The sequence below is a fragment of the Mycobacterium canetti CIPT 140010059 genome (assembly GCF_000253375.1).
GTDB classification, from domain to species: Bacteria; Actinomycetota; Actinomycetes; order Mycobacteriales; family Mycobacteriaceae; genus Mycobacterium; species Mycobacterium tuberculosis.
The window spans coordinates 465,639-482,055 of record NC_015848.1; the positions used below are offsets into that span (position 1 = coordinate 465,639).

Genomic DNA, 16,417 nt, shown 5'->3' on the forward strand with positions numbered 1-16,417 from the left:
GCCTACCAGGCGCGGCCCAGGTCCGCGTGCTGCCGTATCCAGGCGTGCATCGCGATTCCGGCGGCCACGCCGGCGTTAATGCTTCGCGTCGACCCGAACTGGGCGATCGACACCGTGACCGCCGCGCCGGCACGGGCGTCGTCGGTAATGCCGGGCCCTTCCTGGCCGAATAACAGCAGGCATTCCCGCGGCAACGCGGTCTGCTCCAGGCGCGCCGCACCCGGGACGTTGTCCACCGCCACCACGGTCAAGCCGGCGCCCGCCGCGAACTCCAGCAGCCCGGTGGTGCTGTCGTGGTGGCATAACCGCTGATAGCGGTCGGTCACCATGGCGCCGCGCCGATTCCACCGCCGGCGCCCGACGATGTGCACGGTGTGCACGGCGAATGCATTGGCGGTGCGCACCACCGAGCCGATATTGGCATCGTGTCCGAAGTTCTCGATCGCCACGTGCAAGGGGTGACGGCGCGTATCGATGTCGGCGATGATCGCCTCTCGGGTCCAGTACCGGTAGGCGTCGACGACGTTGCGAGCATCGCCGTCGCGCAACAACACCGGGTCGTATCGGGGGTCGTCCGGGAGGTCGCCTGCCCAGGGCCCCACGCCGCCGGTCGGCGCGCCCCATTCCGTAGGCCCGGGCCCAAGCGCACTCATCGCGAGGTCCACAACGCGGCGTGGGTTCCCACTGTCGCGACCGTCGCGTACAGCAACGCCTCGTTGATCTCGCCCTGCGTACACAGCGACGCGCTGATGTGGACCGCGTCCAGTAGCGCGTCAGGAAGGATCAGCACCGAGGATCCATACGTCGCGCACGCCGGGCTCAGTCCGCGGCCGGGCAGTGTCGGTGCGGCGAGCAGCATCATGGGACCGCCGCGGGCAGCCGAGTCGTCCCGATACCGATCCGGGACGGCGTCGACCTCCAGCCCCAGCAGCATGTAGCCATTACCGGTGAACGCCACCGGATCTCCGAGCTGGGGCTTACCGAGCTGCATGCCGTCGGCGCGCCAAGCCGAGACGCTGGTGGTCTTGACCACCAGACCGGCGTCGTTTTGATTGGTCGGCAGCATCCCCACCGGAAACGCGGCCGGATAGGCCGCGGCAGTACCCGGGATCCGATCGCGGGGCGAGTACGTGTACACGCCGCGGACGGCGCTTCGCTCTTTCAGCGGACCCAGGCAGACCGTGCCGGTGAGCCGGCCGGCAGGCGCCGATAGCGGCGACACGACGTCGCGCACGTGGGCCATCGCGTCGCCGCAGCTGCCGAGCGCAGCGGATTCCATCGGATGGGCCAACGCGCCGTACAGCCCGAAGCGAATGTCTTCGGGCTTGGCGTGCGGCGCATGCGGGTCCGTCGGGGATGCATCCACGTCGATGAGCACATAGTCGCCGGACCAGCGCAGATTCGACACCGACATGTTCCAGCCCAGCACCGCCAGCGATTCGCCGGTCCGGGCGCTCTGGGCGCCGTAGGTGCGACCGGAATGACTCGAACCCGAGCAGCCCGTCAGACCGGACAGGACGACGGCGCCGCAGGTGGCCCAGGCAACGAGAATGCGCACAGCGATGCCGCCGACGCCTAATCCAGCCCCAGATCGGCCAGGCCCAGCACGCTGCGGTAGCGCAGTCCCTCGGCTTCGATAGCCTCTGCGGCCCCGGTGGCGCGATCCACCACGGTAGCCACGCCGACAACCTCACCACCCACGTCTTGGACGGCGTGCACCGCCGTCAGCGCGGAGTTACCGGTGGTACTGGTGTCCTCTACCACCAGCACCCGCTGCCCGGTAACCTCCGACCCTTCGATAAGTCGCTGCATGCCATGGGCTTTCGCCGACTTGCGGACCACGAACGCGTCGATCGGACGGCCCGGGGCATGCATGATGGCGGTCGCCACGGGATCGGCCCCGAGTGTCAGGCCGCCGACAACCGAATAGTCCCAGTCGGCAGTGAGTTCGCGCATTAGCCGGCCGATCAGCGCGGACGCCCGATGGTGCAAGGTGGCGCGACGCAGGTCGACGTAGTAGTCGGCCTCCCGGCCAGACGACAGCGTGACGCGGCCGTGCACCACCGACAGCCGGCGCACCAACTCAGCCAACTCTGCGCGGTCAGGTCCGGCCACGGCTTCTCCTCACGCCGCCACGCGGGAGGCCGATCACATGCGGCGTCACCGCGGTGGCCTCGGGCGTGACATCCGCGGTCTCAGTGTTGGTAGTTGGTGGCCTGCTGGCCGTTGCGTCCGGCCGGCGGCGGGCGCCGAACGCCTTCGGAGCGGCCTTCATCGCGGCGGATCGGCTCGGGGGCCCGACGAGCCGGATCGGGCAGCACCGTGGTTGCCGGATCCGGCTGGGCGCGCCGCGGCGGTAACTCCGCGGGGCCGCCCGGGGCCACGGGTCGGCCAGGTGCCGCGCCGCGCGGTCCCACCCCGGTTTGTTGGGGCATCTCCTGCGGCAGCGGCGGCAACACGCGCAGCAAGTCGTTGAATTGGCGCACGGTGCGCAGGCCCTCGTCCCACTGGGCACGGGTGCTGGCAATCGGCATGCTGACCAGCGTCCAGTTCTGCTCGTTCCACATGATTTCGGCGCAGTCGGGCGCGGTGTGCGCGAAGGTGACCATCCGCCGATCGCAGGCGCGCCGGGCCGCGTCTAGATTGGTGGAGTACACCATCCGTGGCCCGATCGCGCCCAGCAGCCAGATGTCGCTTTCTCGTGGCTCTTTCAGGCCTTTGAGCCGCAGGTCGACCACGACATTGGTGCCCACCTTGCGATGCAGCGCGATCACGGTGGCGACTTCCTCGAGATCGAAGATGTACACCGCCTCGCCGCGGATCTGACCCAGCACCACGTTATGGGCGGCAACATCGCCAACTGTGGACATCACGCCGCGCGTCCAGCGCTTGAGTATCTCGGTGGATTCCCGTTCGTAGTCGAACCCGTGCGATCGCGCCCACGACTTGCGGCGTCTGCTGCGCCCGCGGCGTCGATCGATGTCGACGTACAGCAACACCACGGCACCGACGAAGCACAGTGCCGAGAGCGTGAACCAAAGCGGGACCATCGGTGCATAGCCTATCCGCTGGCGGCCCGGAACCGAGAATGCGACCAGGTCACAACCCAGTCACCTTCCACGCCGAGCAGACGCGGAATCGCACTGCGCGGACCTCACGCGTGCGATTCCGCGTCTGCTCGTCAGACAAATCAGCCCAGGATCAGCGAGTCGGCGTCGGGGCTGACGTTGACCGGCACGGTATCGCCGTCGTGCACCTGGCCGGCCAACAGCATCTTGGCCAGCTGGTCACCGATGGCCTGCTGCACCAGCCGGCGCAACGGCCGCGCCCCGTACACCGGGTCGAATCCGCGCTGCGCCAACCAGCGCTTGGCCGGCAGCGAGACCTGCAGCTGCAGCCGCCGCTGCGCCAGCCGCTTGCCCAGCTGCGCCAGCTGGATGTCGACGATGCGCACCAGCTCTTCGGGGTTGAGACCCTCAAAGATGAGCACGTCGTCGAGCCGGTTGATGAACTCCGGCTTGAACGTAGCGCGCACCGCGGCCAGCACCTGCTCGGCGCTGCCACCCGACCCCAGGTTGGACGTCAGGATCAAGATGGTGTTGCGGAAGTCGACCGTGCGGCCGTGCCCGTCGGTGAGCCGGCCCTCGTCGAGGACCTGCAGCAGCACGTCGAACACGTCCGGGTGCGCCTTCTCGATCTCGTCGAACAGCACCACCGTGTAGGGACGCCGGCGCACCGCCTCGGTCAGCTGACCGCCCGCCTCGTATCCCACATAGCCGGGCGGGGCGCCGATCAACCGAGCCACGGTGTGCTTCTCGCCGTACTCGCTCATGTCGATGCGGACCATCGCCCGCTCGTCGTCGAACAGGAAGTCGGCCAGCGCCTTGGCCAGCTCGGTCTTGCCGACACCGGTCGGGCCGAGGAACATGAACGCCCCGGTGGGCCGGTTGGGGTCGGACACCCCGGCCCGGCTGCGCCGCACCGCATCAGAGACTGCGGTAACCGCGGCCTTCTGCCCGATGACCCGCTTGCCCAGCTCGTCTTCCATGCGCAGCAGCTTGGCGGTCTCGCCTTCCAGCAGCCGACCGGCCGGGATGCCGGTCCACGCCGACACCACGTCGGCGATGTCGTCGGGACCGACCTCCTCCTTGAGCATCACCTGCTCCCGGGCCTGCGCCTGCGGCAACGCCGCGTCGAGCTTCTTCTCCACCTCGGGGATGCGCCCGTAGCGCAGCTCGGCGGCCTTGGCCAGGTCGCCGTCGCGTTCGGCCCGCTCGGATTCCCCGCGCAGGGCTTCCAGCTGCTCCTTGAGGTCGCGGACGATTTCGATCGCGTTCTTCTCGTTCTGCCAGCGGGTGGTGAGCTCGGCCAGCTTCTCTTTCTGGTCGGCCAGCTCGGAGCGCAGCTTGGCCAGCCGCTCCGCCGACGCATCGTCTTCTTCTTTGGACAGCGCCATCTCTTCGATCTCCAGCCGGCGCACCAGCCGCTCGACCTCGTCGATCTCGACGGGCCGCGAGTCGATCTCCATCCGCAGCCGGCTGGCCGCCTCGTCGACCAGGTCGATGGCCTTGTCGGGCAGGAAGCGGGCGGTGATATACCGGTCGCTCAAAGTGGCAGCTGCCACCAGCGCCGAGTCGGTGATGCGCACCCCGTGGTGCACCTCGTAGCGGTCTTTGAGCCCGCGCAGGATGCCGATGGTGTCCTCCACCGACGGCTCGCCGACGTACACCTGTTGGAAACGGCGCTCGAGCGCGGCGTCCTTCTCGATGTGCTTGCGGTACTCGTCAAGTGTGGTCGCCCCGACCAGCCGTAACTCGCCGCGGGCCAGCATCGGCTTGATCATGTTGCCGGCGTCCATCGCGCCCTCGCCGGTGGCGCCGGCGCCGACGATGGTGTGCAGCTCGTCGATGAACGTGATGATTTGGCCGGCCGAGTTCTTGATGTCGTCGAGGACGGCCTTGAGCCGTTCCTCGAATTCGCCGCGGTATTTGGAGCCGGCGACCATCGAGCCGAGATCGAGCGCGACGATGGTCTTGTCGCGCAAGCTCTCCGGCACGTCGCCGGCCACGATCCGCTGCGCCAGGCCCTCCACGATCGCGGTCTTGCCGACGCCGGGCTCACCGATCAGCACCGGGTTGTTCTTGGTGCGACGGGACAGCACCTGCACCACGCGGCGGATCTCGTTGTCGCGGCCGATGACCGGGTCGAGTTTGCCTTCGCGGGCGCGGGCGGTCAGGTCGGTGGAGTACTTCTGCAGCGCCTGATAGGTCGCCTCCGGTTCGGGGCTGGTGACCCGGGCGCTGCCGCGCACCTTGACGAACGCCTCCCGCAGCGCCTGCGGCGAGGCGCCGTGGCCGGTCAACAGCTTGGCGACGTCGGAGTCACCGGTGGCCAGCCCGACCATCACGTGCTCGGTGGAGACGTACTCGTCGTCCAGCTCGGTGGCCAGCTGCTGCGCGGTGGTGATCGCCGCTAACGACTCGCGGGACAGCTGCGGCTGCGTGCTGGCTCCAGTCGCCTGCGGCAAACGGTCGAGCAGGCGCTGGGTTTCGGCGCGGACGGTGGCGGGCTCGACACCGACAGCCTCCAGTAGCGGTGCGGCGATACCGTCGTTTTGGGTCAGCAGCGCCATCAGCAGGTGAGCGGGCCGGATCTCGGGATTGCCGGCGGTCGAAGCCGCCTGTAACGCCGCGGTTAGCGCCGCCTGCGTCTTGGTCGTCGGGTTAAACGAGTCCACGACACCTCCATTCGGGGTCCGTTCGAAATGCTTGTCGGGTTGTTCAACGCCGTCAATGTTGAGTCTGTTCCGCTCAATTTTACCCACTTGTGCATCCGCCGCCGTTTCGCCGCGAGCTTAGAATCGAGGTCCGTGGGCCTCGAGGACCGGGACGCGTTGCGGGTGTTGCAAAACGCCTTCAAGCTCGACGACCCGGAACTGGTCCGCCGCTTCTATGCCCATTGGTTTGCCCTCGACGCCTCGGTACGCGACCTGTTCCCACCCGACATGGGCGCCCAGCGAGCCGCTTTCGGGCAGGCGCTGCACTGGGTGTACGGCGAGCTGGTGGCGCAGCGCGCCGAGGAACCGGTGGCCTTTCTTGCCCAGCTCGGCCGCGACCACCGCAAATACGGTGTGCTGCCAACCCAGTACGACACGTTGCGCCGCGCGCTGTATACGACCCTGCGTGACTATCTGGGCCATCCAAGCCGGGGCGCCTGGACGGACGCCGTCGACGAGGCCGCCGGCCAGTCGCTCAACCTGATCATCGGGGTGATGAGCGGTGCCGCGGACGCCGATGACGCGCCCGCCTGGTGGGACGGCACGGTCGTCGAGCACATCCGGGTGTCACGCGACCTTGCGGTCGCTCGGCTGCAGCTGGACCGCCCGCTGCACTATTACCCTGGCCAATACGTCAACGTGCATGTTCCGCAATGCCCCCGCCGGTGGCGATATCTCAGCCCAGCCATTCCGGCCGACCCGAACGGGCGGATCGAGTTTCACGTCCGGGTGGTTCCCGGTGGCCTGGTCAGCAACGCCATCGTGGGTGAAACTCGGCCCGGTGACCGGTGGCGATTGTCCGGTCCGCACGGAGCCTTTCGGGTGGACCGCGACGGTGGCGACGTGCTCATGGTCGCCGGTAGCACCGGGCTGGCGCCGCTGCGGGCGCTGATCATTGACCTCAGCCGCTTCGCGGTGAATCCGCGCGTGCACCTGTTCTTCGGAGCACGCTATGCCTGCGAACTCTACGACCTGCCCACGCTGTGGCAGATCGCGGCGCACAATCCGTGGCTGTCGGTCTCGCCGGTGTCGGAGTACAACGGTGATCCGGCTTGGGCCGCCGACTATCCCGACGTGTCGGCGCCGCGCGGTCTGCACGTGCGCCAGACCGGCCGACTACCCGATGTGGTCTCCCGATACGGCGGCTGGGGCGATCGGCAGATTCTGATCTGCGGTGGACCGGCCATGGTCCGCGCCACCAAGGCCGCCCTGATCGCCAAAGGCGCGCCACCGGAGCGCATTCAGCACGACCCACTGTCGCGCTAGCCGGGCGGAAATCCACCGTCCGGTGGCGTCGCTTCGACATCGCATACGGCCTTTGCTACCCGGTCACCGCTGGCTAGCATGAGTGCGACTGAGTGGAGCGGGGATGAGCAAGTTGCTGCCACGGGGCACAGTGACATTGCTGTTGGCCGACGTCGAGGGATCCACCTGGCTGTGGGAGACCCATCCAGACGACATGGGTGCTGCCGTGGCGCGCCTCGACAAAGCCGTGTCTGGTGTGATTGCCGCCCATGACGGCGTACGCCCAGTCGAGCAGGGTGAGGGTGATAGCTTTGTCCTCGCGTTCGCCTGCGCGTCGGATGCCGTGGCCGCCGCGTTGGACTTGCAGCGAGCGCGGCTCGCACCGATCCGGTTGCGCATAGGCGTGCACACCGGGGAGGTCGCGCTCCGCGACGAAGGCAACTATGCCGGTCCGACCATCAACCGGACCGCGCGCCTGCGTGACTTGGCGCATGGGGGCCAGACGGTGCTCTCGGGCGTGACCGAAAGCCTGGTCATCGATCGCCTCCCGGACAAAGCATGGCTGGTTGACCTGGGGACGCACGCGCTGCGGGATCTGTCGCGTCCGGAGCGGGTAATGCAGCTGTGTCATCCCGAATTGCGTATCGATTTCCCGCCGCTGCGGGTGGCCAACGACGATGTGGCCCATGGTCTTCCGGTGCACCTGACGCGTTTTGTGGGGCGCGGCGCGCAGATCACCGAGGTGCACCGGTTGGTGACCGATAACCGGTTGGTGACCCTGACCGGCGCCGGCGGCGTGGGCAAGACACGGCTGGCGGCGCAGCTCGCGGCGCAGATCGCCGGTGAGTTCGGTCGCGCGTGGTTCGTGGATCTGGCGCCGATCACGGACCCCGACTTGGTGCCGGTCACGGTGGCGGGCGCGCTGGGACTGCACGACCAGCCGGGCCGCTCCACGACGGACACCGTGCTGCGCTTTCTTGGCGGGCGTCCAGCCCTGGTGGTGCTCGATAACTGCGAGCACCTGCTGGATGCGACGGCGGCCTTGGTGTTAGCGCTGGTGAAAGCGTGCCGGGGGGTGAGGTTGCTGGCAACTTGTCGTGAGCCGCTCCGGGTCGAGGGTGAGGTGAGCTACCGGGTGCCGTCGCTGTCACTGAGCGATGAAGCCGTTGAGATGTTTTGCTACCGGGCTCAGCGAGTCCGGCCGGACTTTCGCCTCACCGACGACAACTCCGCCGCAGTGACCGAGATCTGCAAACGGCTGGACGGTTTGCCGCTGGCGATCGAGCTGGCGGCTGCGCGGCTGCGGTCGATGACGCTTGACGAGATCATCGATGGCTTGCGTGACCGGTTCGCGCTGTTGACCGGCGGTGCGCGCACGGCCGCGCACCGGCAGCAGACGCTGTGGGCCTCGGTGGATTGGTCGTACACGCTATTGACCGAGCCGGAACGTACCTTGTTTCGCCGGCTTGCGGTGTTTGTGGGTTGCTTTTTTGTCGACGACGCACAGGCGGTTGCCTGCAGCGGCGATGTGCAGCGCTACCAGGTCCTTGACGAGATCACCCTGCTGGTCGACAAGTCACTGGTGATGGCCGACGACAACAGCGGCCGGACGTGCTATCGGTTATGCGAGACGATGCGCCACTACGCGTTGGAAAAACTCTCCGAGGCTGGCGAGGTGGACGCCGTGTTTGCGCGGCACCGTGACTACTACACGGCGCTGGCTGCCAGGGTCGACAATCCCGGACCCTCCGATTATTCGCACTGCCTCGACCAAGCCGAAACCGAGATCGACAACCTACGTGCCGCCTTTGTGTGGAACCGGGAAAATTCCGACACCGAGGGCGCCTTGGCGCTGGCGTCCTCCCTGTTGCGGGTATGGATGACGCGGGGGCGCATCCAGGAGGGGCGCGCCTGGTTTGACAGCATTCTTGCCGACGAGAATGCGCGTCATCTCGAGGTGGCGGCCGCGGTGCGCGCCCGGGCATTGGCCGACAAGGCCCTGCTCGACATCTTCGTCGACGCCGCCGCCGGTATGGAGCAGGCCCAACAGGCTTTGGTGATCGCGCGCGAGGTCGATGAACCGGCGCTGCTGTCCCGGGCGCTCACGGCCTGCGGCTTGATCGCGGTAGCGGTAGCTCGCGCCGATGCGGCCGCGTCTTATTTCGCCGAGGCGATCGACCTGGCACGAGCGGTAGACGACCGGTGGAGGCTGGCCCAGATCCTTACCTTTCAGGCGGTCGATGCGGTCGTGGCGGGTGACCCGGTCGCGGCACGCCCGGCCGCCCAAGAGGCACGCGAGCTGGCTGCCGCGATCGGTGACCACTCCAATGCGCTGTGGTGCCGCTGGTGTCTCGGCTACGCCCAGCTGATGCGGGGGGAGCTGGCCGCGGCCGCCGCCCAATTCGGCGAGGTGGTGGACGAGGCCGAGGCGTCTCAGGAAGTGCTGCACAAGGCCAACAGCCTGCAGGGCCTGGCCTTCGCGCTCGCCTACCAGGGTGAACTGAGTGCGGCTAGGGCGGCGGCCGACGCCGCTCTCGAGGCCGCCGAGCTGGGCGAGTACTTCGCGGGTATGGGCTACTCGGCGTTGACCACGGCCGCGTTGGCCGCCGGCGACGTGCAGACGGCTCAACATGCCAGCGAGGCGGCCTGGCGGAACTTGAGTTTGGCGCTGCCCCTCTCGGCAGCGGTGCAGCGCGCGTTCAATGCCCAGGCTGCACTGGCTGGTGGTGACCTTAGCGCAGCGCGTCGTTGGTGTGACGATGCCGTGCAGTCAATGACCGGCCATCATCTGGCGATGGCGCTGGCGACTCGCGCCAGGATCGCGGTCGCCGAGGGCAAGCGGGAAGAAGCCGAACGCGACGCGCATAAGGCGCTCGCGTGCGCGGCCGAGAGCGGGGCACACCTGGATCTCCCCGACGTGCTCGAATGCCTTGCCGGCCTGGCCAGCGACGCCGGCACCCACCATGCGGCGGCACGACTCTTCGGCGCCGCCGAGGCTATCCGACAGCAGATCGGCTCGGTCCGCTTCGCGATTTACCGTTCGGACTATGTGCAGTCGGTGACGGCTCTGCGAGATGCGATGGGGGAGAAAGACTTCGACGCTGCATGGGCCGAAGGTGCCGCGTTGTCGATCAAGGAGACGATCGCCTATGCGCAACGTGGCCACTCCTGGCGCAAACGACCGGCCACCGGTTGGGAATCGCTTACTCCGACCGAGATTGACGTCGTGCGACTGGTTGGCGAGGGACTGGCCAACAAGGACATCGCGACGCGGCTTTTCGTCTCACCGCGAACAGTGCAAACGCACCTGACGCACGTCTACACCAAACTCGGCTTCACCTCGCGACTGCAACTCGCTCAAGCGGCCGCCCGCCGTACCTGAGTGCTATTGATTGGCGTTCGGGGACGGCGGTACCACGATGATGGTCGCTCCGGGAATCGCCGCCAGGGTCGCCGCAAGGTTGGCAACCACGCCGGGCGGCAAACCGGGCGGTAGGCCAGGTATGGCTGACCCGGCGGCCGCCGCGGGGACCGCGGGCGTCTGCTGGGCGGCGGGCCTGGTGGCAGCCGGGCCGGCTCCGCCGGCTCCGGCCGGGGCGGCTGCAGCCGGGGTCGGCGCGGAGCCACCGCGGGCGGCAAGACCGGCCAGACCGGTGCCGGCCAAACCCGCCGCTGCCAGGCCGGCGTAGGAGCCGTCCGAACCCCCCGTCATATACATCGGAGTCGCGCCGGGGAACATCGCCGCAACTTGGCGCACCGCTGGCGGAAGATTCCAGCTGTGCGGCACGGAGAGTCCGCCGATGTTAGCGGAGTAGCCGGTGAGCGCGGCGACCGGCGGCTGTGGCGGGCTGGTGACCCGTCCTCCGACCTCAGGGAGATCCCCGTCACCCGCGGCCCCAGCGGGTGTCTGGTCGGATTCGGCTGGGCAATGCGGCGCCTTTTGGGCCTCGTCGACCACGTCGTGGCGGTAGATCTCGCCGAGCTGCGCCGCCGATACCCCCAAACTGCCAGCCGCGACGGCTACAGCTGCGGCTACGAGAACGTCAAGATCCTCGATGGGGTTCGGAATGGCGTCGAAGGGCGGCGGTAGGAAGGACTGCAGGGTTGGTAGCAGGCTCACGTCGGTCGCCGCGGCGGCCGGTACGACCGCCTGAGCCGCTGTCGCGGCGGCGTCACTCAGCGACCCGGCCCCGCTGGTGGTCGCCGGTGGCGGGGTGAACGGCGGCAACTGCGACGCGGCCGCCGAGGCGCCCGCATAGCCCTCCATCGCCACGATGTCCTGGGCCCACATTTCGCCGTACTGCGCTTCACTAGTCGCGATCGCCGGGGTGTTCTGGCCAAAAACATTGGTCTTGACCAGTGACAGCATTGTGCGGCGGTTGGCCGCGATTACCGTCGGGGGCACGGTCGCCGCGTACGCCGACTCGTAGGCGTTCGCCGCGGCCACGGCCTGAGCCGCGGCCTGCTCGGCCGAGGCGGCGGTGGCCCTCATCCACGCGACATAGGGGACGGCCGCGGCCGCCATCGACAGTGCCGACGGGCCCAGCCAGTCATCGCCGGTGAGCCCGGAAATCACCGAGGAGTAGGAAGCCGCCGTCGCGGTCAGTTCGTTGGCCAGCCGTTGCCAGGCTGCGGCCGCTTGCATCAGGGGCCTGGAGCCGGGACCGGAATAGATTCTGGCGGAGTTGATTTCCGGTGGTAGCGCACCGAAATCCATGACTAGCCGCTCCTCACACCGGCAGCAGCCTCAGCGCTGCGTGGCTGGGTCGTCACGAAAGACACGGATTCTCCTTTGCCGAAGCTGTCCGGTCCGCGCAGGGTTCGTCGCTGCCGCGAGCCAGGCGACTGGGCGCATACCTATTCGGGTGGCGGCAACCATGTCGGAGCCGGATGGATGGCTAAGCGGTCATCAAGTTCGGATGGCTTGGGTTATCAGGTCACTCAGTTGCCCCCACCTCCTCATAGCAAAAGTACACAGGCAGATGTGAGCGGAGTTGCGAAAATAGACAAATAATTGAGCCGAGCAACGACCGAGCGAGAGGGTGAGCTGGTGATCGACGGCTGGACGGAAGGACAGCACGAACCCACCGTTAGGCATGAGCGCCCAGCAGCTCCCCAAGACGTTCGGCGGGTGATGTTGCTGGGTTCGGCCGAACCCAGCCGGGAGCTGGCGATCGCGTTGCAGGGCTTGGGCGCGGAGGTGATCGCCGTCGACGGCTATGTCGGCGCGACTGCCCACCGGATAGCCGACCAGTCGGTGGTGGTCACCATGACCGATGCTGAAGAGCTGACGGCGGTGATCCGGCGGCTGCAACCGGATTTCTTGGTGACGGTCACCGCCGCGGTGTCTGTGGATGCTCTCGATGCCGTCGAGCAAGCCGACGGCGAGTGCACTGAGCTGGTGCCGAACGCCCGTGCCGTCCGGTGCACGGCCGACCGGGAGGGCCTGCGCCGGCTGGCCGCCGATCAGCTCGGCCTGCCCACAGCCCCGTTCTGGTTCGTCGGATCCCTTGGCGAACTTCAAGCGGTGGCCGTCCATGCTGGGTTTCCGTTGCTGGTGAGCCCGGTGGCAGGGGTGGCTGGCCAGGGTAGCTCGGTGGTCGCCGGGCCCAACGAGGTCGAGCCCGCCTGGCAGCGCGCGGCAGGCCATCAAGTACAGCCGCAGACTGGGGGAGTGAGCCCTCGGGTGTGCGCCGAGTCGGTGGTCGAGATCGAGTTTTTGGTCACCATGATCGTTGTGTGCAGTCAGGGCCCGAACGGACCGCTCATCGAGTTCTGTGCACCTATCGGTCATCGCGACGCCGATGCCGGTGAGTTGGAATCCTGGCAACCGCAGAAGCTGAGCACGGCGGCGCTGGACGCGGCCAAGTCGATCGCCGCGCGCATCGTCAAGGCGCTCGGGGGACGCGGGGTTTTCGGCGTCGAATTGATGATCAACGGCGATGAGGTGTATTTCGCCGATGTCACCGCGTGTCCCGCTGGGAGTGCCTGGGTCACCGTGCGCAGCCAGCGGCTTTCGGTGTTCGAACTGCAGGCCCGGGCGATCCTGGGTCTGGCGGTGGACACCATGATGATCTCGCCGGGTGCCGCTCGGGTGATCAACCCGGACCACACGGCAGGCCGGACAGCGGTCGGCGCAGCACCACCTGCCGATGCGCTGACCGGTGCGCTCGGTGTGCCGGAAAGCGACGTCGTGATGTTCGGCCGCAGGCTTGGGGTGGCGCTGGCCACCGCACCCGAGGTGGCAATCGCCCGCGAACGCGCCCGCGAAGTTGCCTCTCGGCTAAATGTGCCAGACTCACGCGAGTGAGCTACGCCGGAGATATCACGCCACTTCAGGCCTGGGAGATGCTCAGCGATAATCCGCGGGCGGTCCTGGTCGACGTGCGCTGCGAGGCGGAATGGCGCTTCGTCGGTGTGCCCGACTTGTCGAGCCTTGGTCGTGAAGTGGTCTATGTCCAATGGGCGACGTCCGACGGGACGCACAACGACAACTTCCTCGCCGAGTTGCGGGACCGCATCCCGGCGGACGCTGATCAGCACGAGCGGCCCGTTATTTTCTTGTGTCGCTCCGGTAACCGCTCCATCGGCGCGGCCGAGGTCGCGACCGAGGCGGGCATCACGCCGGCCTATAACGTGCTGGACGGCTTCGAAGGGCATCTCGACGCCGAGGGTCATCGAGGCGCAACGGGCTGGCGGGCGGTGGGACTGCCGTGGAGACAGGGATGACCGACGAGTCTTCGGTCCGCACCCCGAAGGCGCTGCCCGACGGCGTCAGCCAGGCCACCGTCGGGGTGCGCGGCGGGATGTTGCGGTCGGGGTTCGAAGAGACCGCCGAGGCGATGTACCTGACGTCCGGATATGTCTACGGCTCGGCGGCGGTTGCCGAGAAGTCGTTCGCTGGCGAGCTGGACCACTATGTGTACTCCCGCTACGGCAACCCAACGGTGTCGGTGTTCGAGGAGCGGCTGCGGCTGATCGAGGGTGCCCCGGCGGCGTTCGCCACCGCCAGTGGCATGGCCGCGGTATTCACCTCGCTGGGCGCGCTGCTGGGTGCCGGAGACCGACTGGTTGCCGCGCGCAGCCTGTTTGGCTCGTGTTTCGTGGTGTGCAGCGAGATCCTGCCGCGCTGGGGGGTGCAGACCGTCTTCGTCGACGGTGACGACCTCTCGCAATGGGAGCGGGCGCTTGCGGTGCCCACGCAGGCCGTGTTCTTCGAGACGCCGTCCAATCCCATGCAGTCGCTGGTGGATATCGCTGCGGTGACCGAGCTGGCACATGCCGCGGGTGCAAAAGTGGTGCTGGACAACGTATTTGCCACACCGCTACTGCAGCAGGGTTTTCCGCTGGGGGTGGACGTGGTGGTGTACTCGGGCACCAAGCACATCGACGGTCAGGGCCGGGTGCTGGGCGGGGCCATACTCGGTGACCGGGAGTACATCGACGGTCCGGTGCAAAAGTTGATGCGCCACACCGGTCCGGCGATGAGCGCGTTCAACGCCTGGGTACTGTTGAAAGGCCTTGAGACGCTGGCTATTCGGGTGCAACACAGCAATGCCTCGGCGCAGCGGATCGCGGAGTTCCTCAACGGCCATCCCTCGGTTCGGTGGGTGCGTTACCCGTACCTGCCGTCGCACCCACAATATGACCTGGCCAAGCGTCAGATGTCCGGTGGCGGAACCGTCGTCACCTTCGCACTCGACTGCCCGGAGGATGTCGCCAAACAGCGGGCCTTCGAGGTGCTCGACAAGATGCGGCTGATCGACATCTCCAACAACCTCGGCGACGCCAAATCGCTTGTCACCCACCCCGCCACCACGACGCACCGGGCGATGGGCCCGGAGGGCCGGGCCGCGATCGGGCTCGGTGACGGTGTGGTCCGCATCTCGGTTGGGTTGGAAGACACCGACGACCTGATTGCCGATATCGATCGAGCGTTGAGCTAACCCGCTGCCTCTTGCTCGGCGTGCTCGGCCTGTTCGGCGGCTGCCAGCGCTCCTTGTGCCTGCTGTTCCATCAAGGTCATCACTAACCTGGCGTAGATCATCTGGCTGGTGATGGCCATCTGGCCGCGGGCGCGGCCCATGAAGGAGATCCCCCAGGCGAACAGGGCTGCGATGCGGTTCCGATAGCCGACCAGGTAGACCAGGTGCAGCACCAGCCACGCCAGCCAGGCGAAGTACCCGGCAAACTCCAGCTTGCCGACCTGCGCGACGGCGCTGTGGCGGGAGATCGTCGCCATGCTGCCCTTGTTGAAGTAATGGAACGGCTTGCGATTGGCTGGGTCGTCATTGCCCTTGACCATGTGTTTGATCACCGTGGTGGCGTATCGGGCCCCCTGGATCGCGCCCTGAGCCACCCCGGGTACGCCGGGCACGAACATCAGATCGCCGACTACGAAGACGTTCGGATGTCCCTTGACGGTGAGATCGGGTTCCACGATCACCCTTCCGGCCCGGTCGATTTCGGTTCCGTCGGATCCCTCGGCGATCATCTTGCCCAGCGGGCTGGCCGCCACGCCGGCCGCCCAAACCTTGCACGCGCATTCGATGCGGCGTTCGCCGCCGTCCTTTTCCTTGATGGTGATGCCTTTGTAGTCGACCGCGGTCACCATCGCGTTGAGTTGAACCTCGACGTCCATCTTTTCCAGCCGCCGTTGCGCCTTGAGACCCAGCTTTGGACCCATCGGCGGCAACACCGCGGGTGCGGCGTCGAGCAGGATCACCCGGCACTCACTGGGCGTGATGGTCCTAAACGCGCCTGCCAGGGTGCGCTCGGCGAGCTCGACGATCTGCCCAGCCACCTCGACGCCGGTCGGCCCAGCGCCGACGACGACGAACGTCAGGCGCCGCTCCCGTTCGGCATGGTCGGTGCTGACCTCGGCGGCCTCGAACGCGCCCAGGATGCGGCCGCGCAGCTCCAGCGCGTCGTCGATGGTCTTCATTCCGGGCGCGAAGGTGGCGAATTCGTCGTTGCCGAAGTAGGACTGCTGTGCGCCGGCGGCCACGATGAGGCTGTCGTACGGCGTCACCGTGGTCATGTCCATCAATTTCGACGTGACCGTCTGCGCTTTCAGGTCGATCGCGTTGACCTCGCCCAGCAACACCCGGACATTCTTTTGCCGGCGCAGGATCAGCCGGGTGGTCGGGGCAATGTCGCCCTCGGACAAGATCCCGGTGGCCACTTGATACAGCAGCGGCTGGAACAGGTGGGTCGTTGTCTTGGAGATCAGCGTGATGTCGACATCCGCCCGTTTAAGCGCCTTGGCCGCATTCAGGCCGCCGAATCCACTACCGATGATGACCACGCGATGGCGCCCGCCGACGGCCGAGGGTTCACCAGATGAGAGCGTCATGGTCCTCCTTCAGTCTGGTCGCTGTGGCGCAGCTACACAGT

The 16,417-nt window shown here is 67.4% G+C and carries 12 protein-coding genes; 5 read left to right on the forward strand and 7 right to left on the reverse strand.

Annotation, left to right across the window (positions count from 1 at the left end):
* Window positions 1–2: 2 nt before the first annotated feature.
* The 5 genes from MCAN_RS01990 to clpB form a co-directional block, all read right to left on the reverse strand.
* Window positions 3–653, reverse strand: coding sequence for a TrmH family RNA methyltransferase (locus MCAN_RS01990; RefSeq protein WP_003900914.1), 651 nt, complete (start codon window positions 651–653; stop codon window positions 3–5).
* Window positions 650–1,558 carry a hypothetical protein gene (locus MCAN_RS01995; RefSeq protein ID WP_003401890.1) on the reverse strand — a complete coding sequence of 303 codons (909 nt, stop codon included), beginning with the start codon at window positions 1,556–1,558 and terminating at the stop codon, window positions 650–652. Before MCAN_RS01995 ends, MCAN_RS01990 begins: the two co-directional genes overlap by 4 nt.
* 17 nt (window positions 1,559–1,575) lie before the next feature.
* The gene (gene pyrE, locus MCAN_RS02000) at window positions 1,576–2,115 is read right to left on the reverse strand and encodes an orotate phosphoribosyltransferase (RefSeq protein WP_003401894.1); all 540 of its coding nucleotides are present in this window, start codon (window positions 2,113–2,115) and stop codon (window positions 1,576–1,578) included.
* Between the two features lie 80 nt (window positions 2,116–2,195).
* Complete coding sequence (ttfA, locus tag MCAN_RS02005; protein WP_003401897.1) at window positions 2,196–3,050, reverse strand: trehalose monomycolate transport factor TtfA; 855 nt, start codon at window positions 3,048–3,050, stop codon at window positions 2,196–2,198.
* A gap of 140 nt (window positions 3,051–3,190) precedes the next feature.
* Window positions 3,191–5,737 carry an ATP-dependent chaperone ClpB gene (gene clpB, locus MCAN_RS02010; protein ID WP_014000201.1) on the reverse strand — a complete coding sequence of 849 codons (2,547 nt, stop codon included), beginning with the start codon at window positions 5,735–5,737 and terminating at the stop codon, window positions 3,191–3,193.
* Window positions 5,738–5,869: 132 nt separating this feature from the next.
* Here clpB and MCAN_RS02015 point away from each other — a divergent pair, with 132 nt between their 5' ends.
* Together MCAN_RS02015 and MCAN_RS02020 are read left to right on the forward strand one after the other, a co-directional pair.
* Window positions 5,870–7,042, forward strand: coding sequence for an FAD-binding oxidoreductase (locus MCAN_RS02015; protein WP_003401910.1), 1,173 nt, complete (start codon window positions 5,870–5,872; stop codon window positions 7,040–7,042).
* A gap of 103 nt (window positions 7,043–7,145) precedes the next feature.
* Window positions 7,146–10,403 (forward strand): helix-turn-helix transcriptional regulator, encoded by a 3,258-nt coding sequence (locus MCAN_RS02020; protein ID WP_003401912.1) that lies wholly within the window; start codon window positions 7,146–7,148, stop codon window positions 10,401–10,403.
* Between the two features lie 3 nt (window positions 10,404–10,406).
* On the opposite strand, the gene MCAN_RS02025 is transcribed toward MCAN_RS02020, so the two are convergent.
* Window positions 10,407–11,738: a PPE family protein gene (locus MCAN_RS02025; RefSeq protein ID WP_015287807.1), complete on the reverse strand. Its 1,332-nt coding sequence runs from the start codon at window positions 11,736–11,738 to the stop codon at window positions 10,407–10,409.
* 333 nt (window positions 11,739–12,071) lie between these two features.
* Between MCAN_RS02025 and purT the strand changes: the two genes are divergently transcribed.
* From purT to MCAN_RS02040, 3 genes are read left to right on the forward strand one after another with little or no spacing between them, the layout of a single operon-like run.
* Window positions 12,072–13,331 (forward strand): phosphoribosylglycinamide formyltransferase 2, encoded by a 1,260-nt coding sequence (gene purT, locus MCAN_RS02030; RefSeq protein ID WP_014000203.1) that lies wholly within the window; start codon window positions 12,072–12,074, stop codon window positions 13,329–13,331.
* Window positions 13,328–13,750 carry a rhodanese-like domain-containing protein gene (locus MCAN_RS02035; protein ID WP_014000204.1) on the forward strand — a complete coding sequence of 141 codons (423 nt, stop codon included), beginning with the start codon at window positions 13,328–13,330 and terminating at the stop codon, window positions 13,748–13,750. The genes purT and MCAN_RS02035 overlap by 4 nt, the downstream gene beginning before the upstream one ends.
* A complete protein-coding gene (locus tag MCAN_RS02040) occupies window positions 13,747–14,967 on the forward strand; it encodes an O-succinylhomoserine sulfhydrylase (RefSeq protein ID WP_014000205.1) in 1,221 nt (406 codons plus the stop codon). The genes MCAN_RS02035 and MCAN_RS02040 overlap by 4 nt, the downstream gene beginning before the upstream one ends.
* Here MCAN_RS02040 and MCAN_RS02045 read toward each other — a convergent pair.
* Window positions 14,964–16,376, reverse strand: coding sequence for an NAD(P)/FAD-dependent oxidoreductase (locus MCAN_RS02045; RefSeq protein WP_003898428.1), 1,413 nt, complete (start codon window positions 16,374–16,376; stop codon window positions 14,964–14,966). The genes MCAN_RS02040 and MCAN_RS02045 overlap by 4 nt on opposite strands.
* Between the last annotated feature and the right edge of the window lie 41 nt (window positions 16,377–16,417).

Bases quoted from the DNA above. Each gene is read 5' to 3' on its own strand.
- MCAN_RS01990 (WP_003900914.1), bottom strand. From the start codon at position 653: ATGAGTGCGCTTGGGCCCGGGCCTACGGAATGGGGCGCGCCGACCGGC.
- ttfA (WP_003401897.1), bottom strand. From the start codon at position 3,050: ATGGTCCCGCTTTGGTTCACGCTCTCGGCACTGTGCTTCGTCGGTGCC.
- MCAN_RS02020 (WP_003401912.1), top strand. From the start codon at position 7,146: ATGAGCAAGTTGCTGCCACGGGGCACAGTGACATTGCTGTTGGCCGAC.
- MCAN_RS02025 (WP_015287807.1), bottom strand. From the start codon at position 11,738: ATGGATTTCGGTGCGCTACCACCGGAAATCAACTCCGCCAGAATCTAT.
- MCAN_RS02040 (WP_014000205.1), top strand. From the start codon at position 13,747: ATGACCGACGAGTCTTCGGTCCGCACCCCGAAGGCGCTGCCCGACGGC.
- MCAN_RS02045 (WP_003898428.1), bottom strand. From the start codon at position 16,376: ATGACGCTCTCATCTGGTGAACCCTCGGCCGTCGGCGGGCGCCATCGC.